The sequence below is a fragment of the Sphaerotilus mobilis genome (genome assembly GCF_004216565.1).
Taxonomy (GTDB): domain Bacteria; phylum Pseudomonadota; class Gammaproteobacteria; order Burkholderiales; family Burkholderiaceae_C; genus Sphaerotilus; species Sphaerotilus mobilis.
In genome coordinates this window covers 103073-121000 of record NZ_SGWV01000010.1, presented here as the reverse complement: position 1 = coordinate 121000, position 17928 = coordinate 103073, and the positions used below count along the sequence as shown (strand labels likewise).

Annotated in this window: 15 protein-coding genes; 5 read left to right on the top strand and 10 right to left on the bottom strand. The window is 68.8% G+C overall.

Going from position 1 to position 17928, the window contains the following annotated elements; all coding sequences use genetic code 11:
• Positions 1–74: 74 nt before the first annotated feature.
• The 4 genes from EV685_RS12900 to EV685_RS12885 all read right to left on the bottom strand — a co-directional run bounded on the left by EV685_RS12900 (position 75) and on the right by EV685_RS12885 (position 5303).
• Positions 75–1283, bottom strand: coding sequence for a glycosyltransferase family 2 protein (locus EV685_RS12900; RefSeq protein ID WP_130482454.1), 1209 nt, complete (start codon positions 1281–1283; stop codon positions 75–77).
• A gap of 3 nt (positions 1284–1286) precedes the next feature.
• Positions 1287–2462: a hypothetical protein gene (locus tag EV685_RS12895; protein WP_165396791.1), complete on the bottom strand. Its 1176-nt coding sequence runs from the start codon at positions 2460–2462 to the stop codon at positions 1287–1289.
• Between the two features lie 210 nt (positions 2463–2672).
• Positions 2673–3854, bottom strand: coding sequence for a glycosyltransferase (locus EV685_RS12890; RefSeq protein ID WP_130482453.1), 1182 nt, complete (start codon positions 3852–3854; stop codon positions 2673–2675).
• Positions 3855–3920: 66 nt separating this feature from the next.
• Positions 3921–5303, bottom strand: a complete 1383-nt coding sequence (locus EV685_RS12885; RefSeq protein WP_130482452.1) for an O-antigen ligase family protein — start codon at positions 5301–5303, stop codon at positions 3921–3923.
• Positions 5304–5534: 231 nt separating this feature from the next.
• Between EV685_RS12885 and EV685_RS12880 the strand changes: the two genes are divergently transcribed.
• Both EV685_RS12880 and EV685_RS12875 read left to right on the top strand, forming a co-directional pair.
• A complete protein-coding gene (locus EV685_RS12880) occupies positions 5535–6734 on the top strand; it encodes a glycosyltransferase family 4 protein (RefSeq protein WP_130482451.1) in 1200 nt (399 codons plus the stop codon).
• Positions 6724–7248: a serine acetyltransferase gene (locus EV685_RS12875; RefSeq protein WP_207224817.1), complete on the top strand. Its 525-nt coding sequence runs from the start codon at positions 6724–6726 to the stop codon at positions 7246–7248. The genes EV685_RS12880 and EV685_RS12875 overlap by 11 nt, the downstream gene beginning before the upstream one ends.
• 72 nt (positions 7249–7320) lie before the next feature.
• Here EV685_RS12875 and EV685_RS12870 read toward each other — a convergent pair whose 3' ends face one another.
• From EV685_RS12870 to EV685_RS12855, 4 genes are all read right to left on the bottom strand, one after another.
• Positions 7321–7695: a hypothetical protein gene (locus EV685_RS12870; RefSeq protein WP_130482450.1), complete on the bottom strand. Its 375-nt coding sequence runs from the start codon at positions 7693–7695 to the stop codon at positions 7321–7323.
• A gap of 64 nt (positions 7696–7759) precedes the next feature.
• Positions 7760–9715, bottom strand: coding sequence for an MFS transporter (locus EV685_RS12865; RefSeq protein ID WP_130482449.1), 1956 nt, complete (start codon positions 9713–9715; stop codon positions 7760–7762).
• A gap of 83 nt (positions 9716–9798) precedes the next feature.
• Positions 9799–10614, bottom strand: coding sequence for a DUF2145 domain-containing protein (locus EV685_RS12860; protein WP_130482448.1), 816 nt, complete (start codon positions 10612–10614; stop codon positions 9799–9801).
• A gap of 71 nt (positions 10615–10685) precedes the next feature.
• The gene (locus EV685_RS12855; protein ID WP_130482447.1) at positions 10686–11150 is read right to left on the bottom strand and encodes a hypothetical protein; all 465 of its coding nucleotides are present in this window, start codon (positions 11148–11150) and stop codon (positions 10686–10688) included.
• Between the two features lie 154 nt (positions 11151–11304).
• Here EV685_RS12855 and EV685_RS12850 point away from each other — a divergent pair, with 154 nt between their 5' ends.
• Positions 11305–12039: a helix-turn-helix domain-containing protein gene (locus tag EV685_RS12850; protein WP_130482446.1), complete on the top strand. Its 735-nt coding sequence runs from the start codon at positions 11305–11307 to the stop codon at positions 12037–12039.
• Positions 12040–12087: 48 nt separating this feature from the next.
• Here EV685_RS12850 and acs read toward each other — a convergent pair whose 3' ends face one another.
• Positions 12088–14058, bottom strand: a complete 1971-nt coding sequence (gene acs, locus EV685_RS12845) for an acetate--CoA ligase (RefSeq protein ID WP_130482445.1) — start codon at positions 14056–14058, stop codon at positions 12088–12090.
• A 267-nt stretch (positions 14059–14325) separates the two neighbouring features.
• On the opposite strand from acs, the gene EV685_RS12840 reads away from it, so the two are divergent.
• Positions 14326–14925 (top strand): TIGR00645 family protein, encoded by a 600-nt coding sequence (locus EV685_RS12840; protein WP_130482444.1) that lies wholly within the window; start codon positions 14326–14328, stop codon positions 14923–14925.
• A 120-nt stretch (positions 14926–15045) separates the two neighbouring features.
• Positions 15046–16569: a fumarate hydratase gene (locus EV685_RS12835; RefSeq protein WP_130482443.1), complete on the top strand. Its 1524-nt coding sequence runs from the start codon at positions 15046–15048 to the stop codon at positions 16567–16569.
• A gap of 88 nt (positions 16570–16657) precedes the next feature.
• On the opposite strand, the gene EV685_RS12830 is transcribed toward EV685_RS12835, so the two are convergent.
• Positions 16658–17920, bottom strand: coding sequence for a mechanosensitive ion channel family protein (locus tag EV685_RS12830; RefSeq protein WP_130482442.1), 1263 nt, complete (start codon positions 17918–17920; stop codon positions 16658–16660).
• Positions 17921–17928: the final 8 nt, after the last annotated feature.

Genomic DNA, 17928 nt, shown 5'->3' with positions numbered 1-17928 from the left:
CGGGTTCGAGGGGCCGCTGGGGCTGCGGCCGTGGGATTCGGTTGTCGGTTCGGGGTCCGGCTTCGCGCCGGAGGTCATCGGCTGCTGCGGGCCCAGGAACCGGCGTAGCGGCCGGTGGCATAGCGCCAGGAGGCCACCAGGAAGGCCCAGTTCAGGGCATAGAGGAAGGCGGCCAGCGTGATCACCTTGGGCAGCTTGACGCCACGCTGGGTCAGGCCGAGCGCGGCGGCCGCGCCCAAGTAGCTCAGCGCCTGAGCCAGCAGGCCCCAGCGCCAGCCGGTCGACTCGACCGCCAGCGCGGCCGATGCGGCCATCGCGACGATCAGCAGGTGCGGGGCGATCCAGCGCAGCACCTTGTGCGACAGGTAGGCGAATCGCGTCGCCCAGCTCGTGCGCAGCAGGTATTCGGGGTGGCGCACCAGGGCCTGGAAGTTGCCGATGCCGATGCGGATGCGGCGCTTGACCTCCTCGCCGATGCGCTCGGGCGTCTCTTCCTCGGCCCAGGCGCGCGGCTCGTAGAGCAGGCGCGAGCGCGCGGCGGCGACGTTCATCGCGACGCAGAAGTCGTCGCAGATGGTGTCCGGGCGCAGCGGCTTCCACAGGCTGCGGCGGATCGCGTAGATCGCGCCGTTGGCGCCGAGCAGCGCGCCGATGCGGGCCTCGAAGAACTTCAGGAACTGCTCGACGCGCCAGTACAGGCTGTCCTGGTTGTCGCCGCCCGCGCCGATCAGGCGCAGCTCGCCGCTGACGCCGCCGACGCCCGGGTCGGCAAAGCCAGCGACCAGGCGCTTGAGCGCGTCCGGCCGGAAGAAGGTGTTGGCGTCCGAGAAGACCAGGATCGGCTCGTCGCCGCGCGAGACCAGGTCGTTGAGCACGCTGGCCTTGCCGCGGTTGACCTCGAAGGCAAAGGCCTTCAGGCGCGGCTCGTCGCCCTGGCCCGTCAGGATCGCTGCGGTGCCGTCGCGGCTGCCGTCCGAGCCGATGTAGGCATGCAGCCGGTCGGCCGGGTAGTCCAGCGCCATCAGGTTGTCGATGCGCTGCTGCAGGTGGCGTTCCTCGTTGTAGGCCGAGATCACCACCGCCACATGCGGCCAGTCCAGGTCAACCCGGTCAAGCGCCTTGCGGCGGTCACGCTTGCGCAGCACGAAGGCTGCGTCACGGCCGGCCTGATGCAGCGCGGCGACCAGGAAGAGCACGACCGGGAACAGCGCGTAGGAATAGACCACCGCGCCGATGCCGCCCCAGGCGACGACCTCGAGGGCCAGCCTCAGCGTCTCGCCCATCGATCAGCCTCGCGGCGCGTAGGCCGGACGCTGGATCACCAGGTCGCGGTACTGGCCCGGCGCGCCGGGCAAGCCGGCCTCGGCGGCCTTGGCGATGTTGTACATCTCGCGCGCGCTGACGAAGTGGGTCTGCCACTCGCGGCCGTCGTTGTACTTGCCCAGCAGGTACTCGTAGCCGGCGCGCATCTTCGGGCCCAGCAGCGTGTCGGTGTCGCGTTCCTGGGTGCCGTGGGTGTGGATCTTCACGAAGATCCATTCCGGCTTGCCCTCGACGTGCACGCCGGTCTCGATCCACTGGTCGATGCGTGCGGGCGTCGGCGGGGAGCTGGTGCGCACGTCGGCGTTCTCGATGCGCGGGATCAGGCCGAACTTGCGGCTGTGCCACATGAACCCCAGCGGACCCTGGATCAGCATCAGGTCGCCATCGGGCTTGCCGCCCACCTTCACGCGCGAGCCGGTGTCGTGCGACTTGCAGTGGTGCGGATCGTCCTTGGCGTAGTAGATGCTGTTGATCGTCGACGTCTGGCACGGGTCCGGCGCGGCCGGCAGCGTGTAGTCGACGTAGCAGCCCTCTTCACGCAGCACGATCAGCTCGTTGTCGACGCCGCAGCCCACGCCGTCCGGGTGGGCGTTGTCGAGCGCCCAGTTGCCGTGGATGAAGGCCCATTGCGGCTGGCCGGTCTTCGCATCGACGGGCAGCGCGTCGTGGCGGTCCACCAGCGTGCGGGTGAAGGACTGCAGCTTCTCGCGCAGGCCGGCTTCCGTGTCCTTGTCGTGGTGCAGGTGGATCTCGATCTCGCCCAGGCCCATGCGGCAGATGTCGACCAGCTTGTCCAGGTGCTCCGGGCGGTATTCCTCGCCCGGGTAGAAGAAGCTGTGGATGGGCTCGCGGCCGTCCGCGTCCCTCAGCCCGGCGCACAGCTTGGGGTAGTCGTCGACCCAGCGCTGCACGCGCTGGCATTCGACCTCGTAGCTCGGCTGCTTCCACTGCGGCTCGTAGTGGTCGACGAAGCAGAAGATCACGTGCTTCGTGGTGCCGGCCGGGACGGGCGTGCGGGCACGCCAGTCCTGCCGCATCCAGGCCCGCAGCCAGACATGGATGTTGCGCTGGCGGATGAACACGACCAGCACGAGGAAGGCGGCCAGCAGCAGGCCGGCAAGAACGAGCAGGAAGCTCATGGATAGGTGGGGGTCTTGAGGGTCTTGAGCCGGGGTCCGAGCGGCGAGGCCGAGGGTCGGGACACGGGTCGATGGCAGGTGGGATGCTGCCGGTCGCGGCACTCTAGCATCGGGTTTTCCCGGCAGAGCGGCACCGCTGGCAGACCAGTGCCGGGAGCCGGAACCACTGCGCAGAAGTGCGCGGGAATAACACCGAAAAAGGGGCCCTGATCACTTCCTGGGCGCTGCGCGGCGCTGCGCCACCACCGCCTCGCAGACCTTGAGCGTGTCGACCGCGACGTCGTCCCAGGTGCGGCGGATGCGCGCGGCGATGGCCTGCTGGTCCCAGTCGCGGGCCAGCACCTGGGCCAGCGCCTCGGTCAGCGCGGCGGTGTCCTTGGGCGGGATCAGCAGGCCGTTGTCCGCATCCAGGATCTCGCGCATGCCGCCCACGTCGGTGCCGACCACCGGTCGGCCGCAGGCCACCGCCTCGACCACCACATTGGGATAGCCCTCGCTCCAGCTCGGCAGGGTCAGCGTGTCGGCGGCGTTGATCCACTCGGCGACCTGCTCGGGCGGCAGGCCGCCGGGCAGGTGGACCCGCCCGGTCAGGCCGGTCGACTTGACCAGATCGAGCAGCTGGTCCTTCATCGTGCCGTCGCCGACCAGCGCCAGCGTGACGCGCGCATCGCGCCGGGCCAGCGTGGTGAAGGCGTCGATCAGCTCGCGCATGCCCTTGGCTTCGACGAAGCGGCCGACGTAGACGATCAGCTTCTCGTCGGCCTTCACGCCGAGTTTCTGGCGCAGCGCGGTCTGGTCCATCGGCCGGAACACGGCGGTGTTGAAGCCGTTGACGACGGTGTGGACCCGCTCGGGCGCGGCGCCGAAGTTACGGATGGCATAGCCGCGCATCGCCTCGCTGACGGTCACCAGCGCATCGGCGCCGTCGATCGCTGCGCGGGTCATGCGTGCGTTCAGGCCGTCGCGCACATGGATGTCAGAGCCCAGCGCGCCGATCACGCAGGGGATGCCCAGCGCGCGGGCGGTGCGCAGCGCGGCGTAGCCGTCCGGGTAGACCCAGTAGCCCAGCATCACATCGGGCTGGAAGCGGCGCGCCCGTGGCGTCAGCGCCCGGCTGGCGAGGTGGCCGTTCAGGCCGCGCGTGAGCACCGGCAGTGCCGGGTAGGTGTAGGTCTCGACGTCGCAGCCGTCGAGCCGGTAGTCGGCGCCGACCTCGCCATAGATGAAGCTGCGCGAGCGCAGGCCCGGCAGCTTCGGGTACTGCAGGGTCTGGAAGAAGGTCCGCACCGTGGCGAGCTTGCCCAGCGCGCGGGCGGTCTCGTGGATGTAGCGCCCCCGGGTCTGGTCGAAAGGGACGGGCAGCATCGGGGTGACGACGGCTATGCGCAGCATGGGCAGGTGGGTGTTGGGGGTGAAGGAATGCAGGCAGGCGTGGCGTGGCGCAGGGCGGGCCAGCGCTCAGCCACCGCCACCGGACAAGCGGTGCATCAGCACGAAGCCATAGACCGCCAGGATGGTGGCGATCAGGAAGAGCAGGGCGTCACGACGCCACGGGATCACGGCCAGGTCGTCGCGCACGGCCTCGTCGGGAATCGCCTGACGGGCGACCCAACCGCCGGCCACGCACAGGCCCAGCATGAAGAACAGGCTCGGCGCATAGGTGCGCGACAGGAACCAGGCGCAGGCCAGGAAGCCGACCAGCGAGGCGCGCATCAGCGTCGCGACGCGCAATGCCGGGCTGGCCGGCGCCAGCCGCGACAAGGCATCGAGCGGGCGGCTCAGGCCCTTGTAGGCCAGCACGATCAGGGCGATCCAGAAGAAGTAGCCGACCAGGCCGAGTTCGGAGAAGCCGAGCACGAAGGAGTTGTGCGCCGTCAGCGGGTTGTGATCGGTGAAGTTGCCAAAGCCCGCACCCGACAGCGGTCGCCACTGCAGCAGTTGCAGGCCGACCTGCCAGGCCTCGATGCGTTCTTCGGCCGAGCGTTCCTTGGAGCTGAAGCCGCGTCCGCCGACCACGCTGCCGGCGATCGCCACCGCCGCCAGCACGCCGCCCAGGACCAGCGTGCGGGTGGTGCCCAGCCGCCGGGCGATCGCGATCATGCCCATCGCGCCCAAGCCGACCAGCGCGCCGCGCGACTGCGTCAGGATGACCGCGTAGCCGATCAGCCCAGCCGGCAGCAGCACCCGCAGCAGGTTGAACAGCCAGCGGCCCTGGGACCAGCCGATCCACAGCAGCGGCAGCACGGCGACCAGGGTCTGGGCGAAGTCGTTCGGGTCGTTGAGGAAGCCCATGCCGCGGATGCGCCAGAGGAACCAGCCGGAGGTGTCCTGCGCCGGGATCATCTCGGCGGCCTGCGCGGCGGTCATGTCGCGGCCCTGGTCCTCGGCCTCGTCCATCGCCGGCGAGTTCTGCCGAAGCACCAGCTGGCTGGCGTATGCGCCCGAGCGGTAGGCGTGGATGCTCATGCCCGCTGCGCACAGCATCGAGAAGGCCAGGACGGCCACGGTGGCCTTCAGGCGCGACAGGCTGGTGACGTTGAGCAGCACCAGCACGAACAGCATCACCGACGGGCTGAAGTCCGACAGCGCCTGGGTGGCACCACCGGCCCAGCCGGCGAAGATCTGCGACAGCGCGACCATCGTGCACAGGCCCGTCAGCAGCCACAGGTGCAGGCCGCGGCCGGCCATCTCGCGGCGCGTGACCGCGCGGCCGAAGGCCAGCACGAAGGCGATGCCCCACAGGATCAGCATCGGGCGGTACTCGCCCAGTGCGGGCGAGAACAGCTCAATGGGGCGGAAGAAGCTCAGGAAGACGTAGGTCAGGAACAGCGCGAAGCTCATCGGCAGGTACCGTCAGGACAGCGCCGGATGCTACTGGTGTCCACCCGGGGGACAGCCGGTCGAGTCGGGGACTGCGTCACGCATCGCCGCAGCGATTTCGGCCCGGAGGCAGCGGCGATCACGATCCGGCCCGGAAAGCGGCGATCCGCCACGCTCCGCAGGTTCGGGCCGCGAAAGCCTGCGCCTACCATGCGGCCGGTTTCAAGACAGCGCCTGACCCGAGGAATCCGAATGACGACGAACGCTGCAGCGCCGCTCAAGCGCGTGCTCTACCACCACCGCACCCAGGGCAAGGCCGTGGAAGGCGTGCACATCCGCGGCATCGCCGATGCGCTGAAGGCCGAAGGCGTGGCGGTGGACGTGATCTCCCTGCCGGGCGCCGATCCCTACTCCAGCCCCAAGGCCATGTCGCCGACCCAGCAGGCGCGGCCCTGGATGAAGTGGGTCACCAAGCTGCCCGAACCCTTCTTCGAGCTGGCCGAGCTGGGCTACAACCTCGTGGCCGGCTGGCGCATCCGCCAGTACCTCAACGCGCACCGCGACGTTGAGCTGATCTACGAGCGCTACTCGCTGTTCATGTTCATCACCGTGCTGATCGCGCGGGCACGCGGCATCCCCATCATCCTGGAGATCAACGACTCGGCGATGGTCTACCGCGTCCGGCCGCTGTTCTTCCTCGGCCTGGCCAAGTGGATCGAGGGCTGGGTGGTGCGCCACGCCACCGGGCTGGTCTTTGTCTCCGGCGTCTTCCGCGACCGGCTGCTCAAGGCCCACGGCACCATGGCCCCGGCCATCGTCACGCCCAATGCGGCCAACATCGACAAGTTCAGCTTCACGCAAGCGCAGCGCGACGAGGCGCGGGCGCACTGGAAGCTTGAAGGCCATGTGGTCTGCGGCTACCTCGGCGCCTTCGTGCCCTGGCATGCGATCGACCAGTTCGTCTACCGCATCGCCGACCGCCTGAAGGCCGCGCCGCACCTGCGCCTGCTGCTGGTCGGTGACGGGGCCACCTTCGATGAGGTCCAGCGCCGCGTCGCCGAGGCCGGCCTGTCCGACCAGGTCGTCATGACCGGTCGCGTCGCACACGACCAGGTCCCGGGCCTGCTGGCCGCGATGGACATGGCCGTGCTGCCCAGCGCGGGCGACTACACCTCGCCGGTCAAGCTGTTCGAGTTCATGGCCTGCGGCATCGCCCCGATCGCGCCGGACTTCGAGCCGATCCAGGAAGTGGTCCAGGCCGGCCAGACCGGCTGGATGTTCAAGGCCGGTGACCTCGAACAGGCCGTGCAGATGGTGCTGCAGCACAGCCAGGACGTCGCCACGCTCAAGCAGGTCGGCGCCGCCGCCCGCCACTACGTCGCCGAGAACCGCCAGTGGCGTCACAACATCCTGCAGCTGCTGGCCTTCCGCAAGTCGCTGGTTGGCCACTGAACACGGCAACGCGATGTTCACGCTGCTGATGTCGGACCTGCGCGCCAAGCAGGCCCTTTATGGTCAGTACGGCACGCCGTGTTCGCTGCCCAAGGCCATCCTGGCCGACGGCACGCTGGCCAATGTGCTGGTGCGCCTGCAGGGTCAGCTGGTGCGCTGGCGGCTGGCGCCGCTGGCCTTGCTGCCGCATGTGCTCAACAAATGGCTCAACGGCTGCGTCATCGGTGTGAAGACGCAGTTCGGCCCGGGGCTGGTGCTGATCCACCCTGTCGGCGTGGTCATCAACTCGGCCGTGCGCGGCGGGCGCAACGTCTGGATCGAGAGCGGCGTCGTCATCGGCGACAACCGCGGCGGCGTGCCGGTGATCGGCGACGACGTCTTCATCGGCTCGGGTGCCAAGGTCATCGGCGGGCTGCGCCTGGGCGATGGCTGCAAGGTCGGCGCCAACGCGGTCGTCACCAAGGACGTGCCGCCGGGCAAGACGGCGCTGGGCATCCCGGCCGTCTGGCGCTGATCGCGGCCAGCGGGGGCCGGGCGCCGAGCCGGCTACCTGCTTTTCAGCTCTTCAGCTCTTCAGCTCGTCAGATCACTTGCGCGGCCGCTTCTTCGCGGCCGCCTTCGCTGCGGCCGCCGCTGCTGCGGCCGCCACTTCCGGCGGCGGGGCGGTGAAGAGCTTGGCAGCGCGGCCCTTGAGTTCGAGCAACTCGGTCGGGGTGATCGAGTACTTGCGGCCGACCACGTCGACCTCGATGCGGAACTCGACTTCCTTGTTGCCGTTGCGCAGGATGCCGCAGGTGAACTCATAGTCCTCGGACTCGGCCGGGAAGCCGTCGGCCTCCAGATCGTGTTCGAGGTACTTCACGTCGCGGATCTCGCCGCTGGCCAGGTCGAGCATGCCGGTGGACTCGATGACGTCGTCACTGAGTTCGTCGTTGATGGTGATCGGCAGCTTCAGGTCCATGGTGCGGGGCTAGTGGTGGTGGAGGGAGCCCGCCGGATGCTCGGGTTCCGGCGCGGGGCGCGGATCATGCCATGCCGGTCTGTGGCCGGCGTCGCGGCAGCGGCACATCCAGGCCTTGCTGGATGACCTGCCGCAGACCTTCCGGGGACAGGTGTTCCGGCGCGATCGGCTCGGCCACCAGCACCTCCACGCGGCTGAAGATGCCACGCCGGAAGGGCCTCGCCATCGCCTGTCCGCCCTCGATGCGCGAGAAGGTCGAGCCCCAGAGCTTGCGCAGCGAGACCGGCACGACCGGCGCCGGGTGGCTGGCCACGATCTTCATGATGCCGCCCTTGAAGGGCTGCAACTGCCCGTCGCGGGTGATGCCGCCTTCCGGGAAGATGCCCAGCAGGTCGCCCTCGGCCAGCACCGCACGGGCCTGCTCGAAAGCCCGTTCATAGGCCACCGGATCGTCCTTCTGCGGCGCCACCGGGATCGCCTTGGCGAGCCGGAACAGCCAGCCCAGCACCGGCACCGCGAAGATGCGGTGGTCCATCAGGAAGCGGATCGGGCGCGGGCTGATCGCCATCAGCAGCACCGCATCGACGTAGCTGACGTGGTTGGCCGCGACGATCGCCGCGCCCTGCACCGGCAGGTGCGTGTCACCGCGCAGCCGCACCCGGTAGACGACGTGCGTCATCACGAATGCGACGAAGCGCAGCAGGTATTCCGGCACCAGCAGGAAGATGTAGCCGGCCACCAGCACATTGGCCAGCCCGGTCGCCAGGAAGACCTGCGGGATGCTGGCGCCCGAGGACAGCAGCAGCCCGGCCAGCAGCGAGCTGGCGATCATGAACAGGGCGTTGAGGATGTTGTTGGCCGCGATGATGCGGGCCCGGTGACTGGCCGGCGAACGCAGCTGGATCAGCGCATACATCGGCACGCTGTAGAGGCCGGCCGACAGCGCCAGCAGCGCCAGGTCCAGCATCAGGCGCCAGTGCGCCGGCTGGGCGAGAAAGCTGCCGAGGGTGTGGGACATGCCGGCGTCGATCGGCGGCAAGCCTCGCGTGGCCAGGTAAAGGTCGATCGAGAACACGCTCATGCCGATGGCACCCAGCGGCACCAGGCCGATCTCGACATGGCGGCGCGACAGCACCTCACACAGCAGCGAGCCCACGCCGATGCCGATCGAGAACACCACCAGCAGCAGCGAGGCCACCCGCTCGTCGCCGTGCAGCACATCCTTGGCGAAGGACGGGAACTGGCTCAGGAAGACCGCGCCGAAGAACCACATCCAGGAGATGCCCAGCAGCGAGCGGAACACCACCCGGTTGCCGTGGGCCAGCTTCAGGTTGGCCCAGGTCTCGGTGAACGGGTTGATGTTGATGCGCAGGCCCGGATCGGTGGCCGGCGTGTCCGGCACGCGCTGCACCGCCAGCCGGCCGGCGACGGCGACAGCCAGGCAGGCCACGGCCACGGCGCTGGCGCCGATCTCCGGCAGGCCGATCAGCAGGCCGCCGGCCACGTTGCCCAGCAAGATGGCGACAAACGTGCCCATCTCCACCATGCCGTTGCCGCCGGTCAGCTCGTGTTCGTCCAGGTGCTGCGGCAGGTAGGCGAACTTGACCGGGCCGAACAGCGTCGAGTGCAGGCCCATCAGGAAGACGCAGCCCAGCAGCACGCTGACCTTGAGGCCGGCGTCATCGAGCAGGAAGCCCCAGGCGGCCAACGCCATGATGGCGATCTCGAGGTTCTTGACCGCGCGCATCACGCGGGCCTTGTCGAACTTGTCGGCGAGCTGGCCGCTGGTGGCCGACAGCAGCACGAAGGGCAGGATGAACAGCGCCCCGATCGCCAGCCCGGCCAGCGAGGCCGGCAACCACGCGACCTGCAGCTGGTAGGTCACCAGCACGGTGAAGGCGAACTTGAACAGGTTGTCGTTGGCCGCGCCGAGGAACTGGGTCCAGAAGAAGGGCGCAAAACGGCGCTGGCGCAGCAGGTCGAACTGACTGGCCTCGGTCGAAGGTGTGGCGTGGGTCATGGACGGATCACCTCGGGTTGCGGTCGAACCTGCGGACGACGATTGTGGTGCAAGGCCTCGGATCTGCCCGGGGCGCGCGGCGCTCACCGCAGCACCTGCATCGGAGCGCCCAAGCCGCCGCTGGCGACGAAGCCGAAGACCGACTCGACCGTCACCGTGGCGATCCGGTCGGCGTAGCGATCGGCGTCCGGGTGGTCGTCGAAGGCGATGTGGGCGGTGCCCATGCGCGCGCCCAGTCGCTTCATCGGCCCGATGTTCAGGACCGTCGGCCGGTAGCCCTTGAAGCGCAGCCAGGCCTGCGCACCGGCGCGGTCGACGATGCCGGGCTCGGCGGCCATCGCCAGCGTCTCCAGCGCCCACTGGTTGCTCTGCTGGTAGCGGGTTGACCAGGGGAAGGCGACCATGTTGTAGGGCCGGTGTTGCAGGGTCGTGACCCGCGCATCGTCCTTGAGCAGCGGCAGCAGCGCGGCCTGCAGCGCCGGTGTGGGCACCACCATGCCGGCCTCGTGGCGGTACACGTCATCCAGGAAGAAGGGCCCAAGGCCCTGCCGGAACAGGTTGCCGGTCGACATGCCGCAGGCGTTGAGCTTGTGCACCACGAGCCAGCCGCCGGCCGCGTCGTCCCGATAGGCGATGCCCATGTGCGACCAGCGCAGGCCCCATTCGTCGAGGTTGCGGCCGGCGCGCGCCAGCAGCACGACCCGCGCGCCGCTGGCATCGAGCGCGTCGCCGACGCGGCTGGCCAGCTCCAGCGCCTGGGCGACGGCTTCGGTGCGCAGGGGCCGGGCCTCGCAGTTCTGGCCGGCCAGGGCGGGCGAGGCGATGGCGCCGAGCGATGCCAGCGCCAGGGCGGTGAAGGTCAAGCGAACGCGCGTCCAGATGGGGGTCGTGGGGGTCATGGGGGTCTCCGCTTGGGTGGTGGTGCGGGTCATGGGGGTAGGGCGGGTAGGGCGGGTGGGACGGTCGGCGTTCACCAGCTCAGGCGCTGGTCGTGCATCAGCGCGCTGGCTTGCGGGTTCGGCACGAAGCACAACAGTTCGCCCGAGGCCGACAGCAGCGTGCCGGCGGCGATGGTGGTGACGCTCAAGGCCGTGCCGGCGCCGATGGCCGCGCCGCGTGCCACACGGCCCGAGAAGCGCAGCACGACACGGGCGCCATCGGAGGCCCGCTCCAGCACCCAGACCGTGCCGGTGGCCGAGGCCTGCACGGCCACCACCGTCAGCACGGCCGCGCCGCCCAGCACGACCAGGCCGGTCGAGGCGACCAGCGCAACCGGCAGGCTGAGCGCCGCAGACGACGCCGCGCTGGCGTCGACGACGGCATCGCCAGCGCGGCCCTGGGCCTGGGCCTGGGCCGGGGCGGCGCTCAGCAGCGCCGCGGACAGGGCGAGCGCCAGCAGGCGGCGCGGGAAGGTCGTCAGCGGGAAGGTCTTCATGGTGATTCCTCGTGGGGGTGGTGTCGAGGAATGCATCGTGCAAGGGCTGACCCGAAGGTGCAACGAGAAGGCACGACATATCATCGATCTGCACCATCGGTATCGTTTTGAGATACCGAAGCCGCTGCGGGCTTGCCCGGGAAGGACTGCACCGATGTCGACCACCGCCGACCTGATCCAGGTCCTCAAGCGCGAGCTGAAGACCGCCGGCATCACCTATGCACAGTTGGCGGTGGCGCTCGGCATGGCCGAGTCCAGCGTCAAGCGCATGCTGTCGCAGGGCGACATGCCGCTCAGCCGCATCGACGCGATCTGCCAGGTGCTGCGCACCGACTTCGCCGAACTGGCGCGCCGGGTGGCCGAACAGCAGCCGGCCCGCCATGAGCTGACGCTGGACCAGGAACGTGCCGTGGTGGCCGACCGCAAGCTGCTGCTGGCGGCGATCTGTTGCCTGAGCCAGTGGACCTTCGAACAGGTGCTGGCCAGCTACCGCTACGACGAGGCCGAGCTGGTGCGCTACTTCGTGCAGCTCGACCGGCTGGGCGTGATCGAGCTTAAGCCCCTGAACCGCTACCGCCTGCGCCTGGCCAAGACCTTCCGCTGGCGGCCGATGGGCCCGGTCATGGACTATTTCCGCAGCACCGTCGTGCCCGACTACTACGCCGGCGGCTTCGACGCCGAGGGCGAACTGCTGACGCTGGTGCACGGCGAGATCGGCCATGCCCAGGCCAGCGCCTTCCACGAGCGCCTCGCCCGGGTCGCCCAGGACTTTGCCCAGCAACACCTCGCCGACCAGCGACTGGCCGAGGCCCACAAGCGGCCCTACACGCTGGTCATCGGGATGCGGTCATGGCTGTTCGGGCCGTTTGCGGAACTCAAGCGCCCATGAAAAACGCCCCGCAGGGCGGGGCGTTGCAGGTCAGGCGGGAAGCCTTGATCAGTAGTTCTGGCCCAGCTGCCCCAGGATCGCCGGGTTCTCCAGCGTGCTGGTGTCCTGCGTGATCGTCTCGCCCTTGGCGATCGAGCGCAGCAGGCGGCGCATGATCTTGCCCGAGCGGGTCTTGGGCAGGTTCTCGCCGAAGCGGATGTCCTTGGGCTTGGCGATCGGGCCGATCTCCTTGCCAACGTGGTCACGCAGCTGCTTGGCGATGGCCTTGGCCTCGTCGCCGACCGGCAGCGGGCGCTTGAGCACGACGAAGGCGCAGATGGCCTCGCCGGTGGTGTCGTCCGGACGGCCGACCACGGCGGCTTCGGCGACCAGCTCGGTGCAGCTGACCAGCGCCGACTCGATCTCCATCGTGCCCATGCGGTGGCCCGACACGTTCAGCACGTCGTCGATGCGGCCGGTGATGGTGAAGTAGCCGTTCTTGGCGTCACGGATCGCGCCGTCGCCGGCCAGGTAGAGCTGGCCCTTGAAGTCCTCGGGGTAGTAGGACTTCTTGAAGCGCTCCGGGTCGCCCCAGATGTTGCGGATCATCGACGGCCACGGCTTCTTGACGACCAGGATGCCGCCCTGGCCCCACGGCACTTCCTTGCCGGTCTCGTCGACGACGGTGGCCTGGATGCCCGGGAAGGGCAGCGTGCAGGAGCCCGGCACCAGCGGCGTCGCGCCCGGCAGCGGGGTGATCATGTGGCCGCCGGTCTCCGTCTGCCAGAAGGTGTCGACGATCGGGCAACGGCCGCCGCCCACATGCAGGTGGTACCACTCCCAGGCGGCGGGGTTGATCGGCTCGCCGACCGAGCCGAGCAGGCGCAGGCTGCTCAGGTCGTAGCTCTTGGGATGCACGGCATCGTTGGCCTCGGCAGCCTTGATCAGCGAGCGGATCGCCGTCGGCGCGGTGTAGAAGATCGAGACCTTGTGGTCCTGGATCATCTTCCAGAAGCGGCCGGCGTCCGGGTAGGTCGGCACGCCTTCGAAGACGATCTCGGTGCCGCCCAGGGCCAGCGGGCCGTAGGTGATGTAGGTGTGGCCGGTGACCCAGCCGATGTCGGCGGTGCACCAGAAGACGTCGTCGGCCTTCAGGTCGAAGGTCCACTTGGTGGTCAGCGCGGCATGCAGCAGGTAGCCGCCGGTGCTGTGCTGGACGCCCTTGGGCTTGCCGGTCGAGCCGGAGGTGTAGAGCAGGAACAGCGGGTGTTCGGCCTCGACCCAGGTCGGCTCGCAGGTGGTCGACTGGCCAGCGGTCAGCTCGTCCATCCACAGGTCGCGGCCGGCGGTCATGTTGATCGGCGCGCCGGTGCGCTTGACGACCACGACGTTGCGGATCGACTCGCAGCCGCCCAGGGCGATCGCCTCGTCGACGATGCTCTTGAGCGCCAGCTGCTTGCCGCCACGGACCTGGAAGTCGGCGGTGATGACGGCCTTGGCGCCGGTGTCCTCGATGCGGTCGCGCAGCGACTGGGCCGAGAAGCCGCCGAAGACGACCGAGTGGGTCGCGCCGATGCGGGCGCAGGCCTGCATGGCGGCCACGCCGTCGATGGACATGGAGATGTAGATGACGACCCGGTCGCCCTTGACGATGCCCAGGCTCTTCAGGCCGTTGGCGATCTGGCTGGTCTTGGTCAGCAGCTCGCTGTAGGTCACCTTGGTGACCTCGCCGCCGTCGGCCTCGAAGATGATGGCGGTCTTGTCGCCCAGGCCGCGCTCGACGTTGCGGTCCAGGCAGTTGTAGGACGCGTTCAGCGTGCCGTCCTCGAACCACTTGAAGAAGGGCGAGTTGTCGCTGTTGAGGACCTTGGTGAACGGGGTCTTCCACGCCAGCATCTCGCGCGCCAGACGGGCCCAGTAGCCCTCGTAGTCGCGCTCGGCCTCGTCGACCAGGGCCTGGTAGGCGGCCATGCCGGACACATGGGCGGCGGCTTGGGCCGCAGCGCTCGGGTTGTACAGCTTGATGTCTGCTTCGCTCATGTGCTTGTCTCCGACAGGTCAGTGGGTCAGGATGGAAAACTGCCGGCACCTTAGAAAGGGGCTCTTACGAGCCCCTGACTCTGTGGTGCCATCGATGGTGGGTGGCTGTCAAGCGCTGTCATGCGGGCGTCAGCCTGACGGTGACGGCCCGTCCCCGGACGACACCATCGTGACACGGCCCCAACCCTAGAATCGCCCCGGTTTTCCCGCTGCCGCCGGACCGTTCGGCGCTCATCAACCGTCGTCACCTGCCCAAGAAGAGCCCCGATGAAGGACCCTGCACAAGTCAAGCTCGCCCCGCTGCCCAACCTGATCTTCGCCAGCCGCTGGCTGCAGCTGCCGCTCTACCTCGGCCTGATCCTGGCCCAGGGCGTCTACGTCTTCCACTTCTGGGTCGAGCTGGTCCACCTGATCGAGGCGGCGTTCGGCAACCAGGCCGCGCTGGCCAAGCTGGTCACCAGCATCGGCTACAAGAGCGACCTGCCGGTCACCTCGCTCAACGAGACCATCATCATGCTGGTGGTGCTCGCACTGATCGACGTGGTGATGATCTCCAACCTGCTGATCATGGTCATCGTCGGCGGCTACGAGACCTTCGTCTCGCGGCTGCGGCTGGAAAGCCACCCCGACCAGCCCGAGTGGCTCAGCCACGTCAACGCCTCGGTGCTGAAGGTCAAGCTGGCCACGGCCATCATCGGCATCAGCTCGATCCACCTGCTCAAGACCTTCATCAACGCCGACAACTACACCGAGAAAGTGCTGCTGTGGCAGACCACCATCCACGTGGTCTTCCTGCTGTCGGCGCTGGCGATCGCCTACACCGACAAGCTGATGTCGGCACCGGTCAAGGACGGCGCTCACCACTGACCGGGCGCGACGACATCCCCGGCCGCGCACCCCGCGCGGCGGGGCTGACACCTGTCAGGCTGCGGCGGGGGTGGGCTGGCTAAACTGGCTGTCTTGCCTGCTCACTCCCCCGTGAACGCCATGACCACCATCCGTCAAGCCGACCTCGTCGAGAGCGTCGCCGCCGCGCTGCAGTACATCAGTTACTACCACCCGGCCGACTACATCGCCCATCTGGCCCGCGCCTACGAGCGCGAGGAATCGCCCGCCGCCAAGGACGCGATCGCCCAGATCCTGACCAACAGCCGGATGTGCGCCGAAGGCCGCCGGCCGATCTGCCAGGACACCGGCATCGTCAACGTCTTCCTGAAGATCGGCATGGACGTGCGCTGGGAGGGCTTCACCGGCTCGATCGAGGACGCCGTCAACGCGGGCGTGCGCCAGGGCTACCTGAACCCCGACAACGTGCTGCGCGCCTCGGTGCTGGACGACCCGATCTTTGCCCGCAAGAACACCAAGGACAACACCCCGGCCGTCATCCACATGAACGTGGTGCCGGGCAACACCGTTGAGGTGACGGTGGCCGCCAAGGGCGGTGGCAGCGAGAACAAGTCGAAGATGAACATGCTCAACCCAGGCGACAACATCGTCGACTGGGTGCTCAAGACGGTGCCGACGATGGGCGCCGGCTGGTGTCCCCCGGGCATGCTGGGCATCGGCGTCGGTGGCACGGCCGAGAAGGCCGTCCTGATGGCCAAGGAAGCCCTGATGGACGACATCGACATGTACGAGCTGCTCGACCGCGGCCCGAGCAACAAGCTCGAGGAACTGCGCATCGAGCTCTACGAGAAGGTCAACGCGCTGGGCATCGGCGCACAGGGCCTGGGCGGCCTGACGACGGTGCTGGACGTCAAGATCAAGACCTACCCGACGCATGCGGCGAGCAAGCCGATCGCGATGATCCCGAACTGCGCGGCGACCCGCCATGCGCACTTCGTGCTGGACGGCTCCGGCCCGGCCTACCTGGAGCCGCCGAGCCTGGACCTGTGGCCCAACGTGCACTGGGCGCCGGACTACAACCAGAGCAAGCGCGTCGACCTGAACGCCCTGACGCCCGCCGAGGTCGCCAGCTGGAAGCCCGGCGACACGCTGCTGCTCAACGGCAAGATGCTCACCGGCCGCGACGCCGCGCACAAGCGCATCGCCGACATGCTGGCCAAGGGCGAGGCCCTGCCGGTGGACTTCCGCAACCGCGTCATCTACTACGTTGGCCCGGTCGATCCGGTGCGCGACGAGGTGGTCGGCCCGGCCGGCCCCACGACCGCCACCCGCATGGATGGCTACACCCGCATGATGCTGGAGCAGACCGGCCTGATCGCGATGGTTGGCAAGGCCGAGCGTGGCCCGGTCGCGATCCAGGCGATCAAGGACAACAAGAGCGCCTACCTGATGGCCGTGGGCGGCAGCGCCTATCTGGTCAGCAAGGCGATCAAGGGTGCCCAGGTCGTGGGCTTCGCGGACCTGGGCATGGAGGCGATCTACGAGTTCGACGTGGTCGACATGCCGGTGACCGTGGCGGTCGACGCCGGTGGCACCAGCGCCCACATCGAGGGTCCGAAGATCTGGCAGGCCCGGATCGGCAAGATCCCCGTGGTTGAAGCCTGAGCCCCCACGCTCACGGCGTTCGCTGCCCCCCCGTGCGGGCGCAGGTCACCCTTGGGGCGGCCCGGCGGGTGGCCTGGGCTTGGCCTGATCAGGCTCTCGGGATCTCGATGCCGCGCTCGCGCAGCATCGAGAGCACCTTCAGGTTGACGTCCGACAGCACATTGCCCTGGCCGTTGTCGGGGTCGGCGATCCAGACATGGATGGCCAGCTCCAGGCCAATGTTGGCGAAGCTGCGCAGGTGCACCGCCGGGCCGGGGTCGGTCAGCACGCGTGGCACCGTGGCCACGCCCTCGACCAGCTGCGGGATCAAGGCGTCGACGTCGGTGCCATGGGCCACGACCACGCTGGTCGACAGCAGCAGTCGGGTGTCCGACAGCGTCAGGTTCTGCACCGTGGTGGTGATCAGCACCTCGTTGGGCACGATGGCCTCGCGGCCGTTGACGGCGCGGATCACGGTGTAGCGGGTCGTGATGTCGGTGATGCGGCCCTCGAAATCGGCCACCCGCACCAGGTCGCCGATGTGCACCGAACGCTCGGCCAGGATCACGAAGCCCGAGACGTAGTTGGCCGCCAGCTTCTGCAGGCCAAAGCCGATGCCCACGCCCAGCGCGCCTCCGATCACGCTGAAGGCCGTCAGGTCGATGCCCACCGCGCTGAGCGCCACCAGCAGGCCGACGAACATCAGCATCGCCCGCAGCGCGTTCGCCGCCGCCTTGCGCAGCGACAGCTGGGCGCCCTGCACGCCGGCCAGCAGGCGGGATTCCAGCGCGGCCGAGATCCACAGCGAGACCATCAACACGAAGCCGGCCGACAGCGTGCCCTCGATCAGCGTGCGCAGGCTGATGCTGTGGTTGCCCAGCTTCCAGCTGATCTCGTCGAGCCCCTCCATGACGGCCGGCAGCACGCCGGTGACCCACATGACGACGGCGGCCCAGGCGATCCAGGAGATGGTGCGTTCGACCAGCCGCATCAGGCGCGACGTGGGGAAGGCGACCGTCAGCACCCGCACGCTCAGGCGGATCAGCGCCAGGCTCAGCAGCACCGGGATGGCGACCTTGAAGACGGCCAGCGACAGGCCGGCGTCGCGCAGCAGGTGGCGCATCAGGTAGGCCAGCGACAGCGCCAGGGTCGGGAACAACACGCCGTCGACCAGTGCCTCGCCGAACCAGATCGAGGCCAGCGGTGCGGTCTCGCCAGCCGCCGCGCGGGCCCGCAACACGCGCGAGCGCAGCAGCGCGACGATGCCGGCGGCGATCAACAGGGCCAGCGCCAGCACGCCGGCCTCGATCAGCGCGTCCGGGCGCGTCAGGGCGGTCAGCAGGCGATCGAGTTCGGGGGGCGCAGCAAACATCGGGTGCG